A 22,055-nucleotide genomic window follows, 5' to 3' on the forward strand; every position below is an offset into this window, starting at 1 on the left:
TAGCAAGTCCGCCATGTTCAGAGCTATCCTGTTTTTCCTGATGCTGACCGGTGCCGCGCGGGCCGAGGGCATCGTCGTCGACCTGCCCATTGTCGGTGCCCTGGTGGGCGCGGTCGTCCAGGATCGCCCCGTAACCGTTCTGGCCGAGGGACAATCGGACCCGCACGGGCTGTCCTTGCGCCCCTCGCAGGCGCGGGCTTTGGCCGAGGCCGACCTGATCGTGCACCTGGGCAGCGGCCTGAGTCCCGCGCTTGAGCGGGCGATCGCGGAAGCGGGCGTGCCAACGGTGAACCTGGCCGACGTGGTGGGCGCGGCACATGCCCATACGGAAGACGCGGAAGAGGCGGATCACGGGCATGGCGACGAGGACCCGCACCTGTGGCTCGATGCGGATCACGTGGCGCCGTGGATAGGGGCCATCGGGCGCGCACTGGGACATTCCGCGCCGCACGATGCCGGCACCTATTCCGCGCAAGTCGAGCGGGCGCTGGACTCGGTGCGGAGCGGTTTGTCCGATCCGCCGCGGCTTTTGCTGGCCCATGACAGCTGGTCGCGGCTGCTCGCCCATCTGGAATTACCGCGCTATCCCGCCATCAGCGACAGCCACGCCAGCGCGCCTGGCGCGCAACATCTGAGCGCGCTGCGCGACCGGATCGCGGCGGGCGAGGTGGATTGCATTCTTGCCGCGCCCGGCGACCCCATGTCGCAGGCCGAGGCGCTGAGCGCGGATTTCGACCTGCCCGTGGTCACCGCCGATCCGCAAGGCGACCCGACGTTGGACGGTCTGGCGCGCTACGTGTCGATCTTTACCGGCTTCGCGGACGCTTTGGCCGATTGTCAGGCGAAGGCGATGTGATCGGCTAGGGGCAGCGCGCGGATGCGCTGACCCGTCGCGGCGAAAATCGCGTTGGCCAGGGCAGGGGCCGCGGGGGGCACCGTGGGCTCGCCGATGCCTCGGATCCGGTCGGTGGTCTCCAGCGCCCTGACGACCAAGTCGGGGCATTGCGGCATGCGCAGCGCGCGGTAGCTGTCGAAATTGGTCTGCTGCGGCACGCCGTCCTTGTAGGTCAGCTTGGCGAACATGGCGTGCCCGAGACCCCAGGCCAGACCGCCCTGCATCTGGTTTTCGCAATTGACCGGGTCGAGCACGCGGCCCAGTTCGGCGACCGCGAAGGCGCGGATCAGCTTGATGCCCCGCGCCGTGGTCGCGACTTCGACCACCTCGGCCACCGACACGCCGAAGGATAGGCAGAACGCGACGCCCCGGCCATGGCCGTCGGGCAGGGAGCTGCCCCAGTCGCTGAGCGCGCCCACCTCTTCCAGAACGCGGATCGACGGCGCGTGGGTGCAGAGGCGCAGGCGCTCGGCCAGAGGATCGGCGCCCGCCGCGTGGATCAGCTCGTCCAGCGCGCTTTCGTGGAAAAAGACGTTGGCCGATGCGCCCACCGAGCGCCACGAGCTGACGCCCACCGCCTCGGGCGCGCGGTAGCCCGTCACGCGGATCGCGGGCGGGGCGAAGGGCTGGTCCCACGCCCCCGCGACGATGGCGACGTCCGGACCCGCCGAGGGAAAGCCAAGCCGACCCATCTGTGACGCCGCGGTGGAGGGCGCGGCGATGGCAAGGTCCAGCGCCTGCACGCGGCCATCCGCGACCCAGCCGCGCGCTTCCGCCAGGGCGGCGGGGCGCGGGAAATCGTGGGTCATGTCCTCTTCGCGGGTCCAGGTCAGCTTGACGGGGCGGCCTTGGGTCCGTGTCGCCAACTCGGCGGCCTGCAGGGCGTAGTCCAGTTCCAACCGGCGGCCGAACGAGCCGCCGCCGGGCAGCACGGTGACCTCGACCGCGTCTTTTGCCACGCCCACAAGATCGGCGGCCTTGTCGCGCAGGAACAGCGGCACCTGGGTCGAGGTCCAGATCCGCAAGACGCCGTCGGCGAATTGCGCGGTGGCGCTCATCGGCTCGAGCGGCGCGTGGGCCAGATAGGGCACGGTATAGGTCTGCGCCATATCGGCGGCGCGGTCGGGAAGGGTGCCGTCGTCGCGAAAGCGACTGTCGCGGGCGTCGGCGGTGATGGCGGCGGCCAGGCGGCCGAAGGTTCGGCTGCTGTCCTCGCCCGCGACATCGGACCAGATGATCCGCAGCGCCTTGGCGGCCTTCATCGCGGGATAGGTCGAGGTCGCGATGACGGCGATGCCGCTTGTCAGACGCACCACGTCCTCGACGCCGCGGACGGCCCGCGCGGCGCTGTCGTCGATCTTTGTGGCGATGCTGCCCTGCACCGGCGGCTGGCGGATTGCCGCGTAAAGCATCCCCGGCAGGTCGAAATCTATCCCGAAGCGGGCCTGGCCGGTGGACTTGGCGCGCGTCTCGAGACCTGTGAACTCGGTCCCGAGAAGGCGCCACTCCGACGGGTCGCGCAGGGCGACCTCGTCGGGGACCGGGATACGGGCGGCGGCAAGCGCCAACGCGCCATAGGGCAGTCGGGTGCCGTCGGGCAGGACCACGTGGCCCGCCTCGGTGTGCAGGGTGTCGCGGTCGAGGCCGGTCTCGGCGGCGGCGGCCGAGACGATCACTTCGCGCGCCACCGCGCCCGCGGCGCGCAGCTTGTCGAAGGCGTCGGGCACGGTGGATGACCCGCCGGTGATCTGCAGGCCCAGCACCTTGGCCAGGGCACCGCCCGCCGCGCGCCCGGTGCGCGCAAGGTAGCCGTCGTCGGTGGCCGCGATCGGCAGACCTTCGCCCGCCACCACGGCGTTGTAATAGGCCGGGCTGGGGGGGCCGGGCACGGTGCGGATGGACTGCCAGTCCAGGTCCATCTCTTCGGCCAGAAGTGCCGCCTGCAGGCTGGTCGCGCCCTGTCCCAGCTCGGCGCGGGGGGTGACGAGCGTGACGCCTGTGGCGTCCAGGATGACGTAGGGCGTGATCGCCGCCTCGCGCTCGGACACGAAGTCGAGCAAGGGGTTCTTCGGGTCGCGCACCACCAGGTAGGTGCCGAAAGCCACGCCGCCCGCGACGGCGGCGCTGCCGATCAAGAAGGTGCGGCGGGCGATGCGGGCGGCACGGCCCATCTAGTCGTCCGATCCCTTCAGGGCATCGCGCAGTCCCGCGAAGGGCCTGGCGTCGTCGTCGCTCATCGCCGTGCGGCCAGGCTCGGTCACGCTGACCTGGCCGATCTCGGCACCGGGCGCGCGCGGAAAGGGCGGCACAGCCAGCAGCAGCGCCTCGGCCATCACAGCCGCCAGGTCCAGCGTGTCGGGCAGCGGCTCGATGCTGTCGTCTTCGGGCATTTCCTGCTCGGCGGGCAGATCGGCCACCTGCAGATCGGCCTGATAGGCGCGCGTCACGGGATCATCCACGCGCGTCGTCACCGGCTCGAGCGTTATGCCGCAGGGCTGCACCATGGTGGCGCCCAGCGTGGCCTCGAGCCGCCAGTCGGCACGGCCTTCGGGGATCAGCTGCCCGGTGAAGCGCAGCTTGCGCAGGGCGCTCAGATCAAGCTCGTCGGCCAGTGCTGCGCGGACTGTCGCGTCGGGGACCAGATCGAAACTGTAGGGCCGTGAGCGGTCGATCGCACCAAGGCGCAGACGCTCGGACGTGGCTTTGGACGACATGCGCGTCTCCATTCTTGATGTGGGGGTCCGCTTTGCTGTAGCAGGTGTTAGGCCGAGCGAAGACGGCAAGACAAGAGGGCGGACAGAAATATGACGGCAGCTTTTCGGCGCATCGCGCTGGCGGTGGCGATCCTGGGGCTGGCCGCCTGCTCGTCGGTGTATCGCAACCACGGCTACGTGCCGCCGGACGAAGACCTGGCCGCGCTGAACGTGGGCGTGTCCACCCGCGCCGACGTGACCGAGGCGATCGGACGGCCGACGGCGCTGGGCGTGCTGGACGAGGATGGCTGGTATTACGTGCAAAGCCGCTTCCGCCTTTCGGGGATCCGCCCCGCCGAAGAAATCGACCGCGAGGTCGTGGCCGTGTCGTTCAGCGATGCGGGCACCGTCAGCAATGTCGAGCGGTTCGGACTCGAACAGGGCCGAGTCGTGGCCCTGTCGCGGCGCGTGACCGATGAGAACGTGCAAGGCATCGGCTTCCTGCAGCAGCTCTTCGGCAACCTCGGCAACTTCAACGCGGCCGATTTCCTGGAATAGGCGGTCCCGCGCTAGTCCTTCCGGTCGAAATCCAGCGCGACGCCGTTGATGCAGTAGCGCAGACCGGTGGGCTCGGGGCCGTCGGGGAAGACATGGCCCAGATGTGCCTCGCATCGGGCACAATGGACTTCGGTGCGCTTCATGAAGAACTTTCGGTCCTCGCTTGTTTCGACGTTTTCGTCATCGGCGGGCTTGTAGAAGGACGGCCAGCCCGTGCCGCTGTCGAACTTGTGCGCCTGGTCGAAGACCGGCAGCCCGCAGCAGACGCAATTGTAGGTGCCGGGCCCGTCGGGAAAATCCTCGTGCGTGCCCGCGCGCTCGGTCCCGTGCTGACGGGTGACGGCATAGGCTTCGGGGCTGAGTTGCTCGCGCCATTCGGCGTCTGATTTCTCGATCTTTTCCATGGGCTTTCCTTCTGGTCTGTTGCGTCATCGCGCCATCGTTTCTTGTGGCGCAACGCGGTCGTGTAGTTAGATAGACACATGGCGTCCCCATCCAAGGGGGTTGCGGCGTTGTGAAGGATGTTGGGGCGATGATCATTCTGGAACGCGGCGCGCTTCGGGCGCGCGCGGCGGACGGGCAGAAGGATCTGGCGGCGTCCCATGCCCTTCGCGCGCGGGTCTTTCCCACGGACCGCGCTGGCGGAGACCGCTTCGACGCGCACTGCCAGCACGTGCTGATCGAGGATTCCGCGACGGGCGTCCTGCGCGGATCGTTCCGCATCTTCGCCATGGCCGATGGACGTGGCGTCGCCCGATCCTATTCCGCGCAGTTCTACGATCTGGACGCGCTCGAAAGCTATCCCGGCGCGATGCTCGAAATCGGGCGGTTCTGTCTGGATCCCGAATCGCAGGATCCCGATCTTGTGCGCCTGGCCTGGGGTGCGCTCACGCGCCTGGTGGACGCGCAGGATATCGCGCTGCTCTTCGGCTGTGCGTCGTTTCCCGACACCGATGCCGCGGCCCATGCCGTCGCGTTCGCGCATCTGGCCGCGCGGCACCTGGCGCCGCCGCGCTGGAGACCGCGCCGCAAGGCCGCGATGACCGTCCCGCTGACACCCGGACCCGTTGCGCCCGCGCGCGCGATGGCCGCGATGCCGCCCTTGCTGCGCACCTACCTGGGCATGGGCGGCTGGGTCAGCGATCACGCCGTGATCGACCGGACCATGGGCACCATGCACGTCTTTACCGGCGTCGAGATCGCCGCCATCCCGCCCGCGCGCGCACGCCTGCTGCGCGCCATCGCGGGCGCCGAGACCGCGCGCTGACGCGTTGACCTTTGGCGCGCGCGCGCATACGTGCCGCCCATGGCGCGCGCACCCCTTCTTCAACTCAACGATATCTCGCTGACCTTCGGCGGCGATCCGGTCTTCGACGAGCTGAGCCTGGTGATTCAACCGGGCGACCGGGTGGCGCTGGTGGGCCGCAACGGGTCGGGCAAATCGACGCTGATGAAGGTCATGGCGGGCCTGGTCGAGCCGGACCGGGGCGACGTGATCCTGCCGCCGGGCACCACCGTCGGCTACATGGAGCAGGACCCGTCCATGGAAGGGTTCGCCACGCTGGGCGATTTCGCGGCGTCCGAGCTGGACGAGGCCGAGAGCTACAAGGTCGACATGGTGGCCGAGGGGCTGAAATTCGATCCCGACGGCGATCCGGCGACGGCGTCGGGTGGCGAGCGGCGGCGCGCGGCGCTGGCCAAGCTGCTGGCCGAAGCGCCCGAACTGATGCTGCTGGACGAGCCGACGAATCACCTGGATATCCAAGCCATCGCCTGGCTCGAGGATCAGCTGAAGCAGACGCGGGCGGGCTTCGTGCTGATCAGCCACGACCGGGCCTTCCTGCGGGCGCTGACACGCGCGACCCTCTGGATCGATCGGGGCCAGGTGCGCCGCCAGGAAAAGGGCTTCGGCGCTTTCGAGGAATGGCGCGATGCCACCTGGGCCGAGGAAGACACCCAGCGTCACAAGCTGGATCGCAAGATCAAGGCCGAGGCGCGGTGGGCCGTGGAAGGCATCAGTGCCCGGCGCAAGCGCAACCAGGGGCGGGTCCGCGCGCTGCAGGACTTGCGCGAGCAGCGCGCCGACATGATCCGCCGCCAGGGCACCGCGGCCATGGAAGTGGCGGGCGGACCGACATCCGGCAAGCGGGTGATCGAAGCGAAGGGCATTTCGAAATCCTACGGCGACACGGTGATCCTGCAGCCGCTCGACATCCGCATCCAGCGCGGCGACCGGGTGGCCTTCGTCGGGCCGAACGGCGTCGGCAAGACCACGCTTCTGAAGATGCTGACGGGCGAGCTTCAGCCCGATACCGGCACCGTCATCCAGGGGACGAACCTGGAAGTCGCCGTCTTCGACCAGGCGCGCGCGCAGCTCGATCCGGAAATGACGCTGTGGGACAGCCTGACCGGCACGCCAGAGATGCGGGTCGGCGGCGCCGCCGATCAGATCATGGTGCGCGGCCAGCCGCGGCACGTGGTCGGTTATCTGAAGGATTTCCTGTTTTCCGAAGCGCAGGCCCGCGCGCCGGTCAAATCGCTGTCGGGGGGCGAAAAGGCGCGGCTTCTGCTGGCGCGCATCCTTGCCAAGCCGTCCAACCTGCTGGTGCTGGACGAGCCGACGAACGACCTGGATATTGAAACGCTGGATCTGCTGCAGGACCTGCTGGGCGAATACGATGGCACCGTGCTTCTGGTCAGCCACGACCGCGATTTCCTGGACCGGGTGGCGACGCAGACGGTGGCGTTCGAAGGGCAGGGACGCGCCACGATCTACGCAGGCGGCTGGAGCGATTACCAGAATCAAAAGCCCGCCGCGGCCGACGTGACCGAACCGCGCGGCGCGAAGCAGGTGCCCGATTCGAAGTCGTCCGGCGCGCCGACACCCACGCCCAGCCTGAGTTTCACCGATCGGCATCGGCTGAAGGAACTGCCCGAAGTCATATCGCGGCTCGAGGCGGAGATCGACAAGCTCGAGACGCTGCTGGGCGATCCCGAGCTTTTCACCCGCGAACCGGTGAAATTCCGCAAGGCGACCGAGGCGCTTGTCGCGCGCCAGGCGGCGCTGGGCAAAGCCGAAGACGAGTGGCTCGACCTGGAAGCGCGGGTCGAATAGGCCGGATTGCACCTTCCGCAGATTTGGGGGTTGCATAATTGCTCAATCATTCATTTAACTTGGGGGCGCGATCGGCGAATTCACGCCGATAACCTATTGCACTAATGCAATCATGCGCCGAGAAGTGTTTCATTGCGGCGAACTTCGCTTGCTGATGGACTGCTTGTGCCCTCATTAAGGGACAACGGCGCGGCGAAGATCGCGACGTGGAAATCATACATGACTATGGAGCATGACATGAAAATTTTTGGAATTACGACTGTTGCCATTCTGGCCGGTTCGACCGCCTTCGCTGGCGGCATGGATATCGCGCCGGCGCCGGCGCCGGTCCCGCTGGCCCCGCTGCCGGCCGCCACGCCGAACTGGACCGGTGGCTATGCCGGTCTGTCGCTGGGCTACGGCACGGGCAGTGCCGAGGTTGAGGACGACGAGGACACCACCGCCGTGGACGAAAGCGCCGACATCGACTTCGACGGCGCCATCGGTGGCGTGTTCGCCGGTTACAACTACGATCTCGGCAACGCGGTCGTGGGTGCCGAACTGGACCTGAACGCAGCCAACTTCGATCTGGACGACGACGTCGGTTCGATCGACGAAGTGCACCGCCTGAAGCTGCGCGGCGGCTTCAAGGCCGGCTCGGCGCTGATCTACGGTGTTGCCGGTGCCGCATACGCCTCTGCCGAAGTGCTTGGCGACGACTTCAGCGACACGGGCTGGCTGGTCGGCCTGGGCGTCGACTACCTTGTGACCGACAACATCGTCGCCGGTGCGGAAGTTCTGTACCACCAGTTCGACGATTTCGACGACACGGGTATCGACGTTGACGCGACGACCCTGCAGGCGCGCGTTGCCTACAAGTTCTGATCCGAACCATCGGATCTGAAAATCCGGGGCGGATGCGCAAGCGTCCGCCCCTTTTTCATGCGCCGCCCGCCCGCAGAAGCGCCTCGACATCCGCGCCGGGCATGGCGGTGGTCAGATCCGTAAAATCGCCGTCCGAAAACATCGCGTGCGCGCACCGCGCGATCGCTCCGTGGGTCACGCGCGCCAGCGCCGAGCCCAGCGAGACGCGCGCGACACCGATCTTTGCAAACTCGTCCAGCCTGTGTGACGCCAGCGGCCCGGCCGCCAGGGCGTTCACCGGCTTGCGTGTCGCCGCGACAACGCGGCCAAGGGCTGCCAGGTCGCCCGGCATGGGCACGTAGAGCACGTCTGCGCCTGACTCGTCGAAAGCCCGGAGGCGCGCCACAGCCTCGTCCAGGTCATAGGCCCCGGTCATCACGCCATCGGCGCGGGCGCAGAAGACGAAATCGCGGGGCAGGGCGCGGGCCGCCGCGGCGCCCGCCACGATTCGCTGGATCGCGAGATCGCGGGAATAGCTGTCGCCGCCCGGCCCCGGCACATCCTCGATGCAGATGCCTGCCAGTCCGATCTCGGCGGACAGGCGCACGGTTTCGGCCACGGTGTCGGGATCTTCCCCCCAGCCATCCTCGAAATCGCCCTGTACCGGAAGGGACGTGGCAGCGACCAGGTCCTGCGCGTGGGCCAGTGCCTGGTCGCGGGTCACGCTGCCGTCGGGCAGGCCCAGCGTGAAGGCATGCGCGGCCGAGGACGTGGCCAGCGCCTGCGCACCTATGGCGGCCAGCATCCGCGCCGAGCCCGCATCCCAAGCATTGGCCAGGATGAAGGGATCGCCCGGCCGGTGCAGGGCGCGAAAGGTTTCGCCTGGATCAGTCATGGCGGGTCGCCTCGCTGTGCAGCATGTCCAGGATTGCCGGTGGCACCCGCATCCCTTCGCGCACCTCTGCATCCAGCGCCTGCTCCAGCGCGCGCACCTGGTCGAGCCGCGCGATGACGGCGTCGATCCGGGCGATGGGCACGACCACGACGCCATCGCTGTCGGCCACGATCATGTCGCCGGTCGCGACCTGCAATCCGCCGAATTGCAGCGCGCCGCCGACCGTGCCCGGCCCGGTCGTGAAGGGCGAGGCAGGCGTCAGCCCGGTGGCCCAGCAGGGCAGGCCGACTTCTTCTATCCCGGCAAGGTCCCGCACCGGCCCGTCGGTGACGAAGCCCGCCGCGCCGCCGTTGCGGGCCATGCCGCAGACCCGATCACCGGCCGCCGCACATCCCTGCCAGCCCTGTGCGCCGCCGATCAGCACGTCGCCGGGTTGCAGGAAATGGAGCGCGGCCAGCGTCGCCAGCAGATCGGCGGGCTGGTTTTCGGCCGTGAGCGCCGGTCCCGCCACCCGGTGCCGGTGCCCGCCCACGGGCGCGATGCGGCGGTCCAGCGCGCCGCGCCCGAACATGGCGTCCACGACGAACCCCGTGGGCGTGTCCTGGAAGGCGGCGATCTGGGCCGCGGTCGGTCGCGGGCGATCGGTCATCACGATCAGCTTGACGGGTTCTTCGATCATCTGTGCCTCCGGTTGCGCTGTCGCCAGCTTGCGCGGGGCGGGTTCGGGTTGCAACGCTGCGCCACGCGTGGGGGCCAGCCCCCACACCCCCGAGGTATTTCGGGAAAGATGAAGCAGGCGAGGGGCCGAGCGGGGGGCTTGCGCGGACGCGCGGGACTTGCCAAGAGGCGGCCATGACACAGATCCGCCTGACCAATAGCGCGACGCGCCGCAAGGAAGATTTCACACCGCTCGATCCCGGCAACGTGCGGATGTATGTCTGCGGGCCGACGGTCTATGACCGCGCGCACCTGGGCAACGCGCGGCCCGCCATCGTGTTCGACGTGCTTTATCGGCTGTTGCGGCATGTCTACGGGGCGGACCACGTGACCTACGTGCGCAACATCACCGACGTGGACGACAAGATCAACGCGCGGGCGGCCGAGACGGGGCGCTCCATCGGCGACATCACCGCCGAGACGACGCAGTGGTACCTGGAGGACATGGCGGCCATCGGCAACCTGGAACCGACCCATATGCCGCGCGCGACCGAATATATTGCGCAGATGGTGGCGATGATCGAGGACCTGATCGCCAAGGGCCATGCCTATGCCGCCGAGGGCCACGTGCTGTTCCGCGTGCGGTCCTACGAGAAGTACGGCGCCCTGTCGGGTCGGTCGGTGGACGACATGCGAGCGGGCGCGCGGGTTGAGGTCGCGCCCTACAAGGAAGACCCGATGGATTTCGTGCTGTGGAAGCCGTCTTCCGATGGGCAGCCGGGCTGGGACTCGCCCTGGGGCAACGGGCGGCCGGGCTGGCATATCGAGTGCTCGGCCATGGCCGCAGAACTGCTGGGCGACAGCTTCGACATCCACGGCGGCGGCAACGACCTGATGTTTCCGCACCACGAGAACGAGATCGCGCAATCGGCCTGCGCCCATGGTGGCGCGCAGATGGCGCAGGTCTGGCTGCACAACGAGATGCTGCAGGTCGAGGGCAAGAAGATGTCCAAGTCGTTGGGCAATTTCTTCACGGTGCGGGATTTGCTGGACAAAGGTGTTCCGGGCGAGGTGATCCGCTTCGTGATGCTGTCCACGCATTACCGCAAGCCGATGGACTGGACGGAGGAGCGCGTGCGCGAGGCGGAAAGGACCCTTCGGCGATGGCGTGAGCTTTCGAGCGGCGGCTCAACCGGCGTTGAGGATGAGCGTTTACTCGCTTGCTTGAAGGACGACCTTAACTCAGTGGGTGCGATTACGTTGCTTCACGAAATTTCTAAAGGCGTGGACGAAGCGAAGATTGACCCTGGAGTACTCAGGGCGAGCGCGGCGCTTCTCGGTCTCTTGAAGGATGACATGGGCGAGTGGCTCATCGGTCGTGAATTTGAGAATGAGGCGACCCGCCTTATCGATGAACTTTTAAAGCTCCGCCTTGCGCTGCGTGAGAAGAAGGATTTTGAGCGTGCGGACGCAATTCGAGATGATCTTGATCAAATTGGGCTTCAAGTAATCGACGGTCTAAAACAAGGCGATGAACCTGCGCGGGCTTTTGTCGGGAAACCGGGTGAGCTTGCACGACTTTCGGGCAAAGGAGATGTCTCCGGTCAGAGCCGTTGGCTTACTAAGGAAGCTCGTAGATTAGGTCGGAAATGGGGCGTCGATGGTTGACCGCCTCTACCTCTATGACACCACCCTGCGCGACGGGCAGCAGACGCAGGGGGTGCAGTTCTCGACCGCCGACAAGATGCGCATCGCGGCCATGCTCGATGAGCTGGGCGTCGACCATATCGAGGGAGGCTGGCCCGGGGCCAATCCCACCGACAACGCCTTCTTCGAGGCGGCGCCGAAGACGCGCGCCACCATGACCGCGTTCGGGATGACCAAGCGGGCCGGGCGCTCGGCCCAGAACGACGACGTGCTGGCAGCCGTCCTGAATGCCCGTACGCCGTCGGTCTGCATCGTCGGCAAGACCCATGACTTTCACGTCCGCAAGGCACTGGGCATCACGCGCGACGAGAACGTCGAGAACATCCGCGCGTCGGTGGCGCATCTGGCGGCTCAAGGTCGCGAGGCGCTGTTCGACGCCGAGCATTTCTTCGACGGCTACGCCTCGGACCCGGACTACGCGCTGGACTGCCTGCGCGCGGCCATCGACGCGGGCGCGCGCTGGGTCGTCATGTGCGACACCAATGGCGGCACGCTGCCCGGGCAGATCGGCGCGGTGACGCGTGCGGTGATCGACGCGGGCATCCCGGGGGATCGGCTGGGCATCCACACCCACAACGACATGGGCATGGCAGAGGCGGGTGCGCTGGCCGCCATCGACGCGGGCGCGCGGCAGGTGCAGGGCACGCTGAACGGGCTGGGCGAGCGGTGCGGCAATGCAAACCTCATCACCCTGATCCCGACGCTGCTGCTGAAAGAACCCTACGCCAGCCAGTTCCGAACCGGCGTGACGCAGGATGGGTTGAAAAGCCTGACCCGCATCAGCCGCACGCTGGACGATATCCTGAACCGGGTGCCGCGCCCCAGCGCGCCTTACGTCGGCGCGTCGGCTTTTGCCCACAAGGCGGGGCTTCACGCCAGCGCCATCGCCAAGGATCCCACGACCTACGAGCACGTGGACCCGGGCGCGGTGGGCAATGCGCGCATCGTGCCCATGTCGAACCAGGCGGGCCAGTCCAATCTGCGGGCGCGGTTGAAGGCCATGGGGCTGACGGTCAAGAAGGGCGATCCGGCGCTGGCGCGGATCCTGGAACAGATCAAGGCGCGCGAGGCCGAGGGCTACAGCTACGACACCGCGCAGGCGAGCTTCGAGATGCTGGCGCGGCGCGAGCTCAGGCTGGTGCCGGAGTTCTTCGAGGTGAAGCGCTACCGGGTCACGGTCGAGCGGCGCAAGAACAAGTACGACCGGATGATTTCACTGTCGGAAGCGGTGGTGGTCGTGAAGATCGGCGACGAGAAGAAGCTTTCGGTCAGCGAATCGATGGATGAGACCGGCAGCGACCGGGGGCCGGTGAACGCGCTGTCGAAGGCGCTCGCCAAGGATCTCGGGCCCTACCAGGACGCCATCGACGACATGCGGCTGGTGGATTTCAAGGTGCGGATCACCCAAGGCGGGACCGAGGCCGTGACCCGCGTCATCATCGACAGCGAGGACAGCGAGGGGCGGCGGTGGTCCACGGTGGGCGTGTCGCCCAACATCGTGGATGCGAGTTTCGAGGCGCTTCTGGACGCGGTGAACTGGAAGTTGACGCGGGATGCCGATGCGATTTGAACGGCCCCGATTTCCTCAAGGAAATCGTGACGGATTTCTCGAGAAATCCGCGCCCGGTGCCGCGCGATGAGCGTCAATGCCTGCGCCGCGCTGGTCGAGACCGGCGATCCGGACCGCTTCCTGGCCGCCATGGCCGCACCGCCCGACGCCCGGCGGGTGCTGTTCCCGCTCTACGCGCTGAACCTCGAGATCGCGCGCGCGCCCTATGTCACGTCCGAGCCCATGCTGGCCGAAATCCGCCTGCAATGGTATCGCGACGCGCTGGACGAGTTGCGCACCGGCCAGTCCCCGCGCCGCCACGAAGTCGTGACGTCGCTGGCCGCGATCCTCGACCCAGTCGCCTGCGACACGCTCAGCCGCATCGCCGACGCGCGCCGCTGGGATATCGCCCGCGCGCCGTTTCTGAGCGAGGCGCAGTTCCGCGCGCATCTGAACCAGTCCACCGGCAACCTAGTCTGGACGGCCGCCCGGCTGCTTGGCGCCGGGGACGAAGAAGGGCCGGTGCGCAAGGTGGCCTTCGCCGAAGGGCTGGCGCGCTGGTTCCAGGCGGTGCCGGACCTGGCGGCGCGCGGCATGCGGCCGCTGGTCGATGACGGCCCGAACGCGATCCGCCGTCTGGCGGAAGCGGCCCTGGGTGACATCGCGGGGGTGCGCCTGTCGAAACCCGCGCGCGTGGCGACGCTCTCTGCGTGGGAAGCCGAGCCCTTGCTGCGCCAGGCGGCCGCTGACCCCGCAAGGGTGGCTGCAGGCAGGTTGGCGCTGTCGCCGTTTCGTCGCCGCGCGCGTTTGCTCCGAAAAGCGGCCATCTGAGACCGCCTCGCTGCGCATGGGGCGGATTGATGATAGGGTTGCGTCGCCGGGACCGCCGGTCGCGCCCTGAGTCCCGTTCCTTCCATGACAAGGAATCTTCCATGCCCGATCTTATCTGGATAGAATACAGTCTGCGTATCGAACGAAAGACCGAAATCACCGGCGACGAGCCGCGGTTCGAGTTCTTCTTTCTGAACGTGATCGACGGGGAACCGCACGCGACCGTCGTCGATACCGGCATCATCGAGGTCAACATGTCCGAGATGAACTCGCCGGTGCCGACGGCGGGCGCCAGCGACATGCACCTGCATCCGCCGATCCCGCCCAGCGAAGCGGATCCTTATCTCGGGATGGCGGTGCGGGCCTACGAGTACGACGACACCACCGCGGCCCAGCGCCGCGAGTCGCAGGACGCGACACTGGCGCGGATCGAGGAACAGACCCGCGAAAGGCTGCGCGGTGGCGAAAGGCCGCCCGGACCGGACACGTTCTGGCAGATCGTGTCGCGGGGCGTCGGCGTGTCGCGCCGGGGCGACGAGGATGAGCACATGGGGCATTCGGCCCGCGTCTACCCGCGGCTGGGTCGCGAGCTCGTGCGCGACGGAATTCGCCGCACAATCGCGCCCGCTGGTGGGGCCGAGGACGACATGCTGCGCTTCGGCGCCCATGGCGGGAGATGGCGGATGCCGTTCTTCATGACCCACCAGTCGCTCTAGACCGGGGTCAGGCGATCCGGGCGCTGCCGCGCCGGATCCAAAGCCACAGCAGCGACCCGAAGGCCAGCACCAGGAACGGCAGCATGGCCAGGTTGACCGCGCTCCAGCCCTGTTCCGCCGTGCCGCCCGCGCAGTTCATCAGCCCGCCCGAGGAGAGCGACGCCAGCGTCACGCAGCCGAAGACCAGCGCGTCGTTCATGCCCTGGACGCGTCCGCGCTCTTCAGGACGGTGGCTGTCGGCCAGCATGGCCGTGGCACCGATGAAGCCGAAATTCCAGCCCAGCCCCAGCAGCACCAGCGCGCCGAAGAAGTTCGTCAACTCGACACCCGCCAGCGCCACGGCCCCCGCCGCCGCCAGCAGGGCCAGACCGATGCCCACGATCCGCTCGACCCCGAAACGCGCGATCAGGTGGCCGGTGAAGAAGCTCGGCGCATACATGGCCAGCACGTGGGCCGACACGATATCGGCCGCGTTCGCCTTGTCGAAGCCGCAGCCCACAACCGCCAGCGGGGTCGAGGTCATCACCAGGTTCATCAGCGCGTAGCTGACCATGGCGCAGATGATGGCGACCGCAATGCGGGGCGTGCGGAGCAGCTCCAGCTTGGTGCGGCCCTTTGGGGAATTCTCGTCCGGCGGTGTCGGCTTGGGGATGTCGAGGAACACGAACAGCCCGGCGCCCAGCACGTTCACCACGATCACCGCCAGGTAGGTGCCAAGGAACGGCACGACCATCGCATCCGCCGTCAGCTTCACCAGTTGTGGCCCGATCAGCGCCGACAGCAGGCCGCCCGCCATGACGTAGCTGATCGCCTTGGGACGGAAGGCGTCGGACGCGGTGTCGGCGGCGGCGAAGCGGTAGAAGCCGTGCGCGCTCATGTAGCCGCCGGTCAGCAGCGATCCCAGAAGGAAGATCGGGAAGGATTGCTCGATCAGACCCCACGCGCCCACACCCGCCCCCATGGCGCCGAAGGCCGCGCCGGTCAGGAAGCCCGCGCGCCGTCCGAAGCGCTGCATCAGCGCCGACAGGGGCTGCGCGGCCAGCATCGATCCCAGCACGATCAGCGATATGGGCAGCGTGGCAAAACACGGATTGCTGGCCAGCGATTGGCCCGCCAGCCCGCCCAGCACGAAGATCATGGGCATCTGCGCGCCCAGGAACGCCTGCGCCCCCACGAGGATCGTGACATTGCGCCGTGCGGTCCGGTCGGTATCGGGGAAAATGACGTCGGTCATGGCCGCTGGCTTACCGGACGCAACGCGTGGGGGGAAGCGCGCCCCGCGTGATCGGCAGCATCACCGGACGCGATCGCGGAGTCGATGAGATGCGCGAACGAGCCCGAGACACGACCGCTGACCAGGCCCATATCGGGCAGTTCGGCCCCTTCGGCATCGCGGGCGTGGAACAGCGGCGTACCCTCGGCACGCCGGGTGGTGGCATAGTGGAATTCATGCGCCATGAAGCGGCGTTCGGCTCGGGGTCCGGCCAGCGCCGTCAGGGTGCGATAGCCCAGCGTCAGCTTGCGCTCGGCAAAGCTGGTTTCCAGATGCAGAAGCCCGGCCATCCGGTGGTGCGTGCCGTCGGCGTCGGTCAACGTCTCGCCCAACACCATGTAGCCGCCGCATTCGCCGTAGATTTCGGTGGTCCGGGACGCCGCGCGCAGCGAGCCGAGGAACCGATCCGCCGAGGCGATGCGATGCGCGTGCAATTCGGGATAACCGCCGGGCAGGAAGATCATGTCGGCCTCGGGCACGGGGTCGTCCGCCAGGGGCGAAAAGTAGCATAGTCGCGCGCCCGATCGCTGCCAGTCTGCGACTTGGTGGGGATAGACGAAGCTGAAGGCGGCATCGCGGGCGATGGCGATGCGGGTGCCGACCATGTCGCGTGGCAAGTTTGGCAGTTCGGCGTTGCCGGTCCCGAGTGCCCCGGCCAGGGCGTGCAGGGCTGCCAAGTCGACATGGCGCTCGACCTGGTCGGCCGCGTGATCGAGAAACGCGTCCAGCTCCGCGTGTTCGCCCGCCTGCACCAGCCCGAGGTGGCGCGACGGCAAGGACAGTCCCGTGTCGCGGGGCAGCGCACCCAGCACGGGCAGACCCTTGGCCGAAAGCGCGGCGCGCAGCATCCTCTCGTGCCGGTCGCTTCCCACCCGGTTCAGGATGACGCCCGCGATCCGCACCGACGGATCGTGCTGCGCGAAACCGGCCACCAGCGGCGCGACCGACTGCGCCATCCGTCCCGCATCCACGACCAGCACCACCGGCAGGCCCAGGATGCGCGCCAGATCGGCCGTGGCACCGCGTCCCGTCGGCGGTGCGCCGTCGAAAAGGCCCATCGCGCCCTCCACCACCAGCAGGCCATCGGCAGCGGCCAGGCTGCGGATGCGGGTGTCGGACATGGCCCAGGCGTCCAGGTTGACGCTGGGCTGCCCGCAGGCGGCTTCGTGGAAGCGCGGGTCGATGTAGTCGGGGCCGGACTTGGCGCCGGAAACCTTCAATCCGCGCCGTTTCAGCGCCCGCAGGATGCCGAGGGTGACGGTGGTCTTGCCGCTTCCCGAGGCGGGGGCCGCGACGATCAGGCCGCGCGCCGTCATGCGCTTTCGGCAGGGCGTCCGCGTCCAAGCGGGTCGGTGTCGCGCGCGCTTTCGCCGCGCGCCTGCGCCTGCCAGTCCAGCGCCTGGCGCATCAGCACCGATCGCCCAACGCAGATGATCGCCGGCGGCTCGAGCCCCGCGGCGTCGATGTCGGCGGGGCAAGCGGCCAGCGTCGTTTCCAGCACGCGCTGGTCGTCGGTCGTGGCTTGCGTGACGACGGCTACCGGCTCGGATGGGGCGCGGCCCGCGTCAAGCAAGGCCGCCGCGATCTGGTCGATATGCTTCATGCCCATGTAGATCACGATGACCTGGCTGCCGCGCGAGATCGCGGCCCAGTCCAGGGTTTGCGGCGTGTTTCCAGACTGGTCGTGGCCGGTCACGAAGGTCACCGACTGGTTCACGTCGCGGTGGGTGACGGGGATGCCCGCATAGGCCAGCCCGCCGATGCCCGCGCTGATGCCGGGGATGATCCGGATGGGCACGTCGTGCTGGACCAGCGTTTGCGCCTCTTCGCCACCACGCCCGAAGACGAAGGGATCGCCGCCCTTCAGACGCAGCACGCGGCGGCCCTTGCGCGCCAGCTCGACCAGCCGCAGCGATATGTCGCGCTGCATCGCACTGGGCTTGCCGCCGCGCTTTCCCGCGTAGATCCGCTCGGCGCCGGGGGCCCAGTCGAGGATCGTGGGCTCAACCAGCGCGTCATAGACCACCACGTCGGCCTGCCGCAGCGCGTTCAGGGCATGCAAGGTCAGCAGGCCCGGATCGCCCGGACCCGCACCGCAGAGCCACACCCATCCGGGCTGGAATTCGGGCCACACGTGGCCGGGCAGGGGCATCGGGTCGGTCATGATCTTCTAATACGCCTGTCACCGCGCAAGGGAAGGGGGTTTCAACGCTTCCGCCCCGTCCGTGGCTACGCCATAGTCGCCCGCGATGACACGCAAACCAGACCGAAAGCTGCGCCGCGGATGGACCACGGGGGCCTGTGCCACGGGCGCGGTGCAAGCGGCGCTGCACGCGCTCTGGGGCGGGGCGTTCCCGGTGACCGCCTCCATCGTGCTGCCGAAGGGCGAGGTGCCGCGCTGGCCGCTGGCCCATGCCGTGGCGGGCGACGGTTGGGCCGAGGCGGGCATCATCAAGGACGCGGGCGACGACCCGGACGTGACCCACGGCGCGCTGGTGATCGCGCGGGTCGCACCCGGTCCCGGCGGCGTGCGGTTTTTCGCGGGCGAGGGCGTGGGCACGGTCACCAAGGCGGGGCTGCCCATCGCGCCGGGCGAGGCCGCGATCAACCCCGTGCCGCGCCGGATGATGGAGGCCGAAGTGCAGGCGCTGGCGGCGGAATACGGCCAACGCCCCGATATCGACATCACGATCCGGATCCCCGGCGGCGCCGAGATCGCGCGCCGCACTTGGAACCCGCGCCTTGGCATCGAAGGGGGGCTGTCGATTCTGGGCACGACGGGGGTTGTCCGCCCGTTTTCCTGCGCCGCCTGGATCGCGTCCATTCACCGCGGGATCGATGTTGCGCGCGCCAATGGGCTGGGGCACGTTGCGGGCACAACCGGAGCGCAAAGCGAACGCGCCACGCAAACGCTTTACGGTCTTTCCGACCATGCGATGCTGGATATGGGAGATTTCGTGGGAGGAATGGTCAAATACCTGGTGCGCCACCCGGTCCCGCGCCTGACCGTGGGCGGCGGCATCGCCAAGCTCACGAAGCTGGGGCAGGGCGCGCGCGATCTGCATTCGGCCCGCAGCCAGGTGGATTTCGGGCGGCTGGCCGATGAGATGGCGCAACCGGCGCTGAGGGATGCGAACACGGTGCTCGAGGCGCTTCAGATCGCGGGACCGCCGCTGGCGGATCACGTGGCACGGACCGCACGGGATGCGTTGCAACAGATGGTCGGCGACGCCCCGATTGCCGTCGATGTGGTCGTCTGCGACCGCGCGGGCGCGATCCTGGCGCGCGCCTGATGTCGGGTCTGAGGCTGCTTTTGCTGGCAGGCACGACCGAGGCGCGACAGCTCGCCTCGGCGCTGGGCGGGCGACAGGATTTCAGGGTGACCGCGTCGTTGGCAGGGGCCACGCGCGCGCCCCAGCCGCTGGGCGTGCCGACCCGGATCGGGGGCTTCGGCGGGCGCGAGGGCTTCGCCGAATACCTGCGTCACGAGCGGATCGGCGCGGTCCTGGACGCGACCCATCCCTTCGCGGCGTCCATCAGCCACCGGTCCTCCGAAGTCTGCGCCGAGCTGGACGTGCCCTACGCCCAGATCCTGCGACCGTCCTGGCGGCCGCTCGACGGCGACCGCTGGGAGTTCCTGAACGACGAAACCGATGCCACCCGCTTCATCGAAGCCGATGCGACGGTGTTCCTGGCCACGGGGCGTCAGACGCTGGACCGTTTCGCCCCGCTGGCCGACCGCACGATCTATGCGCGCCAGATCGATTCGGCCCCCGACTCGTTCCCCTTTCCCAACGGGGGCTGGGTGATCGGGCGACCGCCCTTTACCGTCGATGACGAAGTGAGGCTCTTCGAGCGCCTGGGCGTCGACTGGCTGGTGGTGAAGAACGCGGGCGGCTCGGCCAGCCGCTCGAAGCTGGATGCGGCGCGTCTGCTGGGGATCCGCGTCGCCATGATCCGCAGGCCGATGCAGCCCGACGCGCTGAAGCTGGAAACCGTGGCCGCCGCGATTACATGGGCCCGCCGCCTTGCCTGAGCGCGTGATCCGGGGCGCGGGATGCGTGGCGGAAGGGGCCGCGTGGCTTGCGGATGCCGAGCCGCGTTTCGCCCATGCACTGAAGGTCAGCGGACCCTGGCCCGACCGGCTGCGTCCGGGCGGCTTCCCGGCGCTGGTGCAGGCCATCGTCAGCCAGCAGGTCAGCGTCGCCTCGGCGGCGGCCATCGGGGGCCGCGTCGAAGAGGCCGGGCTGCACGATCCGGCCGTCGTGGTCTCGGCCAGCGACGAGACGCTGAAGGCGTGCGGTCTTAGCCGTCCCAAGCAGCGCTACCTGCGCGCGCTGGCCGAAGCGGGCATCGACTTCGACGCGCTGGCCCGCGCGCCCAGCGACGAGGTCATCGCCACGCTGGTCGCCGTGAAGGGCATCGGGGTCTGGACCGCCGAGATCTACGCGCTGTTCGCGCTGGGCCGGGCGGACGTCTTTCCGGCGGGCGACCTGGCGCTGCAGGAAGGCGCGCGAATGCTGTTCGCGCTGGATGCGCGGCCCACCGACAAGGCGTTGCGCGCGCTGGCCGAGCCGTGGTCGCCCTGGCGGGGCGTTGCGGCGCGCGGGCTCTGGGCCTACTACGCCCATGAAAAGCAACGCGAGGGGATCCGATGACACGTACTCTGGACAGCAAGAGACGCGACAGCGCGTCGGGGCGGACAGGCTCGGTGATGGTGTTCCTGCACGGCTACGGCGCGGATGGCGCCGACCTGCTGGGCCTGGCCGACCCGCTGGCGCCGCACCTGCCCGATACGGTGTTTGTGGCCCCCGACGCGCCCGAGCGCTCGACCGTTAACCCCATGGGATTCCAGTGGTTTCCGATCCCCTGGCTGGATGGATCCGATCCGGCGGCGGCCGAGTCGGCGATGGATGCGGCGGTGGCGGATCTGAACGCCTATCTCGATGATCTCATGGTGGACGAGGGGATCGAGGCCGATCAGCTTGTCTTGATGGGCTTTTCGCAGGGCACGATGATGGCGTTGCACGTGGCGCTGCGGCGCGAATATCCGGTGGCGGCGCTGGTGGGCTTCTCTGGCCGGTTGTTGCGCCCCGAAAGCCTGGAGGCCGAGTTACGGTCGAAGCCGCCGGTGTTGCTGATCCACGGCGACCAGGACGACGTGGTGCCGCCCGCGTCCCTGCCCGAGGCCGCGCAGACGCTGCAGGATGCGGGGCTCGACGTCTATGCCCATGTGATGAAGGGCACCGGTCACGGCATCGCGCCCGACGGTCTGAGCGTGGCGCTGGCCTTCGTGCGCGACCGTCTGGGCCTGGACAAGGCGTGAGGCCGTGCGCACGCCGCTGAGCGACCTTTTCGGTCTGGACGCGCCGGTCGTCCTTGCGCCCATGGCCGGGGTCGCGGGCGGTGCACTGGCCGCGGCGGTCAGCCGCGCCGGTGGTCTGGGGCTTGTCGGGGGCGGTTACGGAGATGCCGATTGGCTGGACGCGCAGATGGCGCTGGCCGACGCGCCGGTTGGCATCGGTTTCATCACCTGGGCGCTCAACGCCGACACGCTGGCGCAGTCCCTGGCCCACGGACCGCGGGCGCTGATGCTGTCCTTCGGCGACCCGATGCCCTTCGCGCCCGCGATTCGCGATGCGGGCGTCCCGCTCATCTGCCAGGTCCAGACCGTCGCCCATGCGGCGCGCGCACTCGACGCGGGCGCGGCGGCGCTGGTGGCGCAGGGCGGCGAGGCAGGCGGCCACGGCGCGTCGCGCGGCACGTTTTCGCTGGTCGCCGAGATCGTCGACCTGGCGGCGGGTCGGGTGCCGGTGGTCGCGGCGGGCGGGATCGCCGACGGGCGCGGGCTGGCGGCGGCGCTGATGCTGGGCGCGTCGGGCGCGATGCTGGGCAGCCGGTTCTGGGCCGCGCGCGAAGCCTTAGTGGCGGACGGGCTGGTGGACGCCGCGCTGTCCGCGACCGGCGACGCCACGGTGAAGGGGGCCTTGCCCGACGCGGCGCGGGGGCTCGCCTGGCCGGACGGCTACGCGATCCGTACGCTGTCGACTGCCTTCACCGACCGCTGGGACGGGCGCGCGGACCTGTTGCGCGGCGATGACGCGGCCCGCGCGGATTGGGCGCGCGCGATGGCCGACGGCGACGCGGCGCGCGCCACACCGGTCGTGGGCGAAGCGGTCGGATTGATCCATGCGCGCCTGCCTGCCGCCCGGATCATGGGGGACCTGGTGTCCCAGGCGCGCGGTTGCCTGGCCCGCGGGGCCGGACTTCTGAGCCACGAAGGTGCCGACGCCGCGGCTTGTTAAGATCCCGCCGATGCGGAA

The 22,055-nt window shown here is 68.7% G+C and carries 22 protein-coding genes; 14 read left to right on the top strand and 8 right to left on the bottom strand.

What is annotated here, in order from left to right; all coding sequences use genetic code 11:
• Positions 1-13: 13 nt before the first annotated feature.
• On the top strand, positions 14-856 hold the full coding sequence (locus tag ILP92_RS12135; RefSeq protein ID WP_198916658.1) for a metal ABC transporter substrate-binding protein: 843 nt from the start codon (positions 14-16) through the stop codon (positions 854-856).
• Here ILP92_RS12135 and ILP92_RS12140 read toward each other — a convergent pair.
• A complete protein-coding gene (locus ILP92_RS12140; RefSeq protein WP_198916659.1) occupies positions 838-3,066 on the bottom strand; it encodes a xanthine dehydrogenase family protein molybdopterin-binding subunit in 2,229 nt (742 codons plus the stop codon). The genes ILP92_RS12135 and ILP92_RS12140 overlap by 19 nt on opposite strands.
• Complete coding sequence (locus ILP92_RS12145) at positions 3,067-3,609, bottom strand: YceD family protein (RefSeq protein ID WP_198916660.1); 543 nt, start codon at positions 3,607-3,609, stop codon at positions 3,067-3,069.
• 90 nt (positions 3,610-3,699) lie between these two features.
• Here ILP92_RS12145 and ILP92_RS12150 point away from each other — a divergent pair, with 90 nt between their 5' ends.
• The gene (locus ILP92_RS12150; protein WP_198916661.1) at positions 3,700-4,146 is read left to right on the top strand and encodes an outer membrane protein assembly factor BamE; all 447 of its coding nucleotides are present in this window, start codon (positions 3,700-3,702) and stop codon (positions 4,144-4,146) included.
• An 11-nt stretch (positions 4,147-4,157) separates the two neighbouring features.
• On the opposite strand, the gene msrB is transcribed toward ILP92_RS12150, so the two are convergent.
• Positions 4,158-4,550 (bottom strand): peptide-methionine (R)-S-oxide reductase MsrB, encoded by a 393-nt coding sequence (gene msrB, locus ILP92_RS12155; protein ID WP_198916662.1) that lies wholly within the window; start codon positions 4,548-4,550, stop codon positions 4,158-4,160.
• Positions 4,551-4,678: 128 nt separating this feature from the next.
• Between msrB and ILP92_RS12160 the strand changes: the two genes are divergently transcribed.
• The 3 genes from ILP92_RS12160 (at position 4,679) to ILP92_RS12170 (ending at position 8,125) form a co-directional block, all read left to right on the top strand.
• Positions 4,679-5,413, top strand: coding sequence for a GNAT family N-acetyltransferase (locus ILP92_RS12160; protein WP_198916663.1), 735 nt, complete (start codon positions 4,679-4,681; stop codon positions 5,411-5,413).
• Positions 5,414-5,452: 39 nt separating this feature from the next.
• Positions 5,453-7,261, top strand: a complete 1,809-nt coding sequence (locus ILP92_RS12165) for an ABC-F family ATP-binding cassette domain-containing protein (protein ID WP_198916664.1) — start codon at positions 5,453-5,455, stop codon at positions 7,259-7,261.
• A 237-nt stretch (positions 7,262-7,498) separates the two neighbouring features.
• Positions 7,499-8,125, top strand: coding sequence for an outer membrane protein (locus ILP92_RS12170; RefSeq protein ID WP_198916665.1), 627 nt, complete (start codon positions 7,499-7,501; stop codon positions 8,123-8,125).
• A gap of 55 nt (positions 8,126-8,180) precedes the next feature.
• On the opposite strand, the gene ILP92_RS12175 is transcribed toward ILP92_RS12170, so the two are convergent.
• Both ILP92_RS12175 and ILP92_RS12180 read right to left on the bottom strand, forming a co-directional pair.
• Entirely contained in the window at positions 8,181-8,999 is an 819-nt protein-coding gene (locus ILP92_RS12175) for an isocitrate lyase/PEP mutase family protein (RefSeq protein ID WP_198916666.1), read from the bottom strand.
• Entirely contained in the window at positions 8,992-9,678 is a 687-nt protein-coding gene (locus tag ILP92_RS12180) for an RraA family protein (RefSeq protein WP_198916667.1), read from the bottom strand. The genes ILP92_RS12175 and ILP92_RS12180 overlap by 8 nt, the downstream gene beginning before the upstream one ends.
• Before the next feature lie 173 nt (positions 9,679-9,851).
• On the opposite strand from ILP92_RS12180, the gene cysS reads away from it, so the two are divergent.
• The 4 genes from cysS to ILP92_RS12200 all read left to right on the top strand — a co-directional run bounded on the left by cysS (position 9,852) and on the right by ILP92_RS12200 (position 14,459).
• Positions 9,852-11,324: a cysteine--tRNA ligase gene (gene cysS / locus ILP92_RS12185; protein WP_198916668.1), complete on the top strand. Its 1,473-nt coding sequence runs from the start codon at positions 9,852-9,854 to the stop codon at positions 11,322-11,324.
• Positions 11,317-12,933 carry a citramalate synthase gene (gene cimA / locus ILP92_RS12190; protein ID WP_198916669.1) on the top strand — a complete coding sequence of 539 codons (1,617 nt, stop codon included), beginning with the start codon at positions 11,317-11,319 and terminating at the stop codon, positions 12,931-12,933. Before cysS ends, cimA begins: the two co-directional genes overlap by 8 nt.
• Before the next feature lie 66 nt (positions 12,934-12,999).
• The gene (locus ILP92_RS12195; RefSeq protein WP_198916670.1) at positions 13,000-13,743 is read left to right on the top strand and encodes a squalene/phytoene synthase family protein; all 744 of its coding nucleotides are present in this window, start codon (positions 13,000-13,002) and stop codon (positions 13,741-13,743) included.
• 101 nt (positions 13,744-13,844) lie between these two features.
• A complete protein-coding gene (locus ILP92_RS12200; RefSeq protein ID WP_198916671.1) occupies positions 13,845-14,459 on the top strand; it encodes a hypothetical protein in 615 nt (204 codons plus the stop codon).
• Positions 14,460-14,466: 7 nt separating this feature from the next.
• Here ILP92_RS12200 and ILP92_RS12205 read toward each other — a convergent pair whose 3' ends face one another.
• The 3 genes from ILP92_RS12205 to cobA are packed head-to-tail and all read right to left on the bottom strand — an operon-like array spanning position 14,467 to position 17,896.
• A complete protein-coding gene (locus ILP92_RS12205) occupies positions 14,467-15,693 on the bottom strand; it encodes an MFS transporter (protein ID WP_198916672.1) in 1,227 nt (408 codons plus the stop codon).
• Positions 15,690-17,048, bottom strand: a complete 1,359-nt coding sequence (locus ILP92_RS12210) for a cobyrinic acid a,c-diamide synthase CobB (RefSeq protein WP_198916673.1) — start codon at positions 17,046-17,048, stop codon at positions 15,690-15,692. Before ILP92_RS12210 ends, ILP92_RS12205 begins: the two co-directional genes overlap by 4 nt.
• Positions 17,045-17,896, bottom strand: coding sequence for a uroporphyrinogen-III C-methyltransferase (cobA, locus tag ILP92_RS12215; protein WP_198916674.1), 852 nt, complete (start codon positions 17,894-17,896; stop codon positions 17,045-17,047). Before cobA ends, ILP92_RS12210 begins: the two co-directional genes overlap by 4 nt.
• A gap of 85 nt (positions 17,897-17,981) precedes the next feature.
• Between cobA and ILP92_RS12220 the strand changes: the two genes are divergently transcribed.
• Genes ILP92_RS12220 through ILP92_RS12240 form a run of 5 tightly spaced genes read left to right on the top strand, consistent with a single transcriptional unit; the run spans position 17,982 to position 22,037 of the window.
• The gene (locus ILP92_RS12220) at positions 17,982-19,025 is read left to right on the top strand and encodes a cobalt-precorrin-5B (C(1))-methyltransferase (RefSeq protein ID WP_198916675.1); all 1,044 of its coding nucleotides are present in this window, start codon (positions 17,982-17,984) and stop codon (positions 19,023-19,025) included.
• Positions 19,025-19,768, top strand: a complete 744-nt coding sequence (locus tag ILP92_RS12225; RefSeq protein ID WP_368667880.1) for a cobalt-precorrin-6A reductase — start codon at positions 19,025-19,027, stop codon at positions 19,766-19,768. Before ILP92_RS12220 ends, ILP92_RS12225 begins: the two co-directional genes overlap by 1 nt.
• Positions 19,761-20,390: a DNA-3-methyladenine glycosylase family protein gene (locus tag ILP92_RS12230; protein ID WP_198916676.1), complete on the top strand. Its 630-nt coding sequence runs from the start codon at positions 19,761-19,763 to the stop codon at positions 20,388-20,390. The genes ILP92_RS12225 and ILP92_RS12230 overlap by 8 nt, the downstream gene beginning before the upstream one ends.
• A complete protein-coding gene (locus ILP92_RS12235; RefSeq protein ID WP_198916677.1) occupies positions 20,387-21,058 on the top strand; it encodes an alpha/beta hydrolase in 672 nt (223 codons plus the stop codon). The genes ILP92_RS12230 and ILP92_RS12235 overlap by 4 nt, the downstream gene beginning before the upstream one ends.
• Before the next feature lie 4 nt (positions 21,059-21,062).
• Entirely contained in the window at positions 21,063-22,037 is a 975-nt protein-coding gene (locus ILP92_RS12240) for an NAD(P)H-dependent flavin oxidoreductase (protein WP_198916678.1), read from the top strand.
• Positions 22,038-22,055: the final 18 nt, after the last annotated feature.

The sequence above is a fragment of the Palleronia pontilimi genome (assembly GCF_016412875.1).
Taxonomy (GTDB): Bacteria; Pseudomonadota; Alphaproteobacteria; order Rhodobacterales; family Rhodobacteraceae; genus Palleronia; species Palleronia pontilimi.

What these genes read in the sequence shown, in the direction of transcription:
- ILP92_RS12135 (WP_198916658.1), top strand. Translation starts at nt 14, where the DNA reads ATGTTCAGAGCTATCCTGTTTTTCCTGATGCTGACCGGTGCCGCGCGG.
- ILP92_RS12140 (WP_198916659.1), bottom strand. Translation starts at nt 3,066, where the DNA reads ATGGGCCGTGCCGCCCGCATCGCCCGCCGCACCTTCTTGATCGGCAGC.
- ILP92_RS12145 (WP_198916660.1), bottom strand. Translation starts at nt 3,609, where the DNA reads ATGTCGTCCAAAGCCACGTCCGAGCGTCTGCGCCTTGGTGCGATCGAC.
- ILP92_RS12150 (WP_198916661.1), top strand. Translation starts at nt 3,700, where the DNA reads ATGACGGCAGCTTTTCGGCGCATCGCGCTGGCGGTGGCGATCCTGGGG.
- msrB (WP_198916662.1), bottom strand. Translation starts at nt 4,550, where the DNA reads ATGGAAAAGATCGAGAAATCAGACGCCGAATGGCGCGAGCAACTCAGC.
- ILP92_RS12160 (WP_198916663.1), top strand. Translation starts at nt 4,679, where the DNA reads ATGATCATTCTGGAACGCGGCGCGCTTCGGGCGCGCGCGGCGGACGGG.
- ILP92_RS12165 (WP_198916664.1), top strand. Translation starts at nt 5,453, where the DNA reads ATGGCGCGCGCACCCCTTCTTCAACTCAACGATATCTCGCTGACCTTC.
- ILP92_RS12170 (WP_198916665.1), top strand. Translation starts at nt 7,499, where the DNA reads ATGAAAATTTTTGGAATTACGACTGTTGCCATTCTGGCCGGTTCGACC.
- ILP92_RS12175 (WP_198916666.1), bottom strand. Translation starts at nt 8,999, where the DNA reads ATGACTGATCCAGGCGAAACCTTTCGCGCCCTGCACCGGCCGGGCGAT.
- ILP92_RS12180 (WP_198916667.1), bottom strand. Translation starts at nt 9,678, where the DNA reads ATGATCGAAGAACCCGTCAAGCTGATCGTGATGACCGATCGCCCGCGA.
- cysS (WP_198916668.1), top strand. Translation starts at nt 9,852, where the DNA reads ATGACACAGATCCGCCTGACCAATAGCGCGACGCGCCGCAAGGAAGAT.
- cimA (WP_198916669.1), top strand. Translation starts at nt 11,317, where the DNA reads ATGGTTGACCGCCTCTACCTCTATGACACCACCCTGCGCGACGGGCAG.
- ILP92_RS12195 (WP_198916670.1), top strand. Translation starts at nt 13,000, where the DNA reads ATGAGCGTCAATGCCTGCGCCGCGCTGGTCGAGACCGGCGATCCGGAC.
- ILP92_RS12200 (WP_198916671.1), top strand. Translation starts at nt 13,845, where the DNA reads ATGCCCGATCTTATCTGGATAGAATACAGTCTGCGTATCGAACGAAAG.
- ILP92_RS12205 (WP_198916672.1), bottom strand. Translation starts at nt 15,693, where the DNA reads ATGACCGACGTCATTTTCCCCGATACCGACCGGACCGCACGGCGCAAT.
- ILP92_RS12210 (WP_198916673.1), bottom strand. Translation starts at nt 17,048, where the DNA reads ATGACGGCGCGCGGCCTGATCGTCGCGGCCCCCGCCTCGGGAAGCGGC.
- cobA (WP_198916674.1), bottom strand. Translation starts at nt 17,896, where the DNA reads ATGACCGACCCGATGCCCCTGCCCGGCCACGTGTGGCCCGAATTCCAG.
- ILP92_RS12220 (WP_198916675.1), top strand. Translation starts at nt 17,982, where the DNA reads ATGACACGCAAACCAGACCGAAAGCTGCGCCGCGGATGGACCACGGGG.
- ILP92_RS12225 (WP_368667880.1), top strand. Translation starts at nt 19,025, where the DNA reads ATGTCGGGTCTGAGGCTGCTTTTGCTGGCAGGCACGACCGAGGCGCGA.
- ILP92_RS12235 (WP_198916677.1), top strand. Translation starts at nt 20,387, where the DNA reads ATGACACGTACTCTGGACAGCAAGAGACGCGACAGCGCGTCGGGGCGG.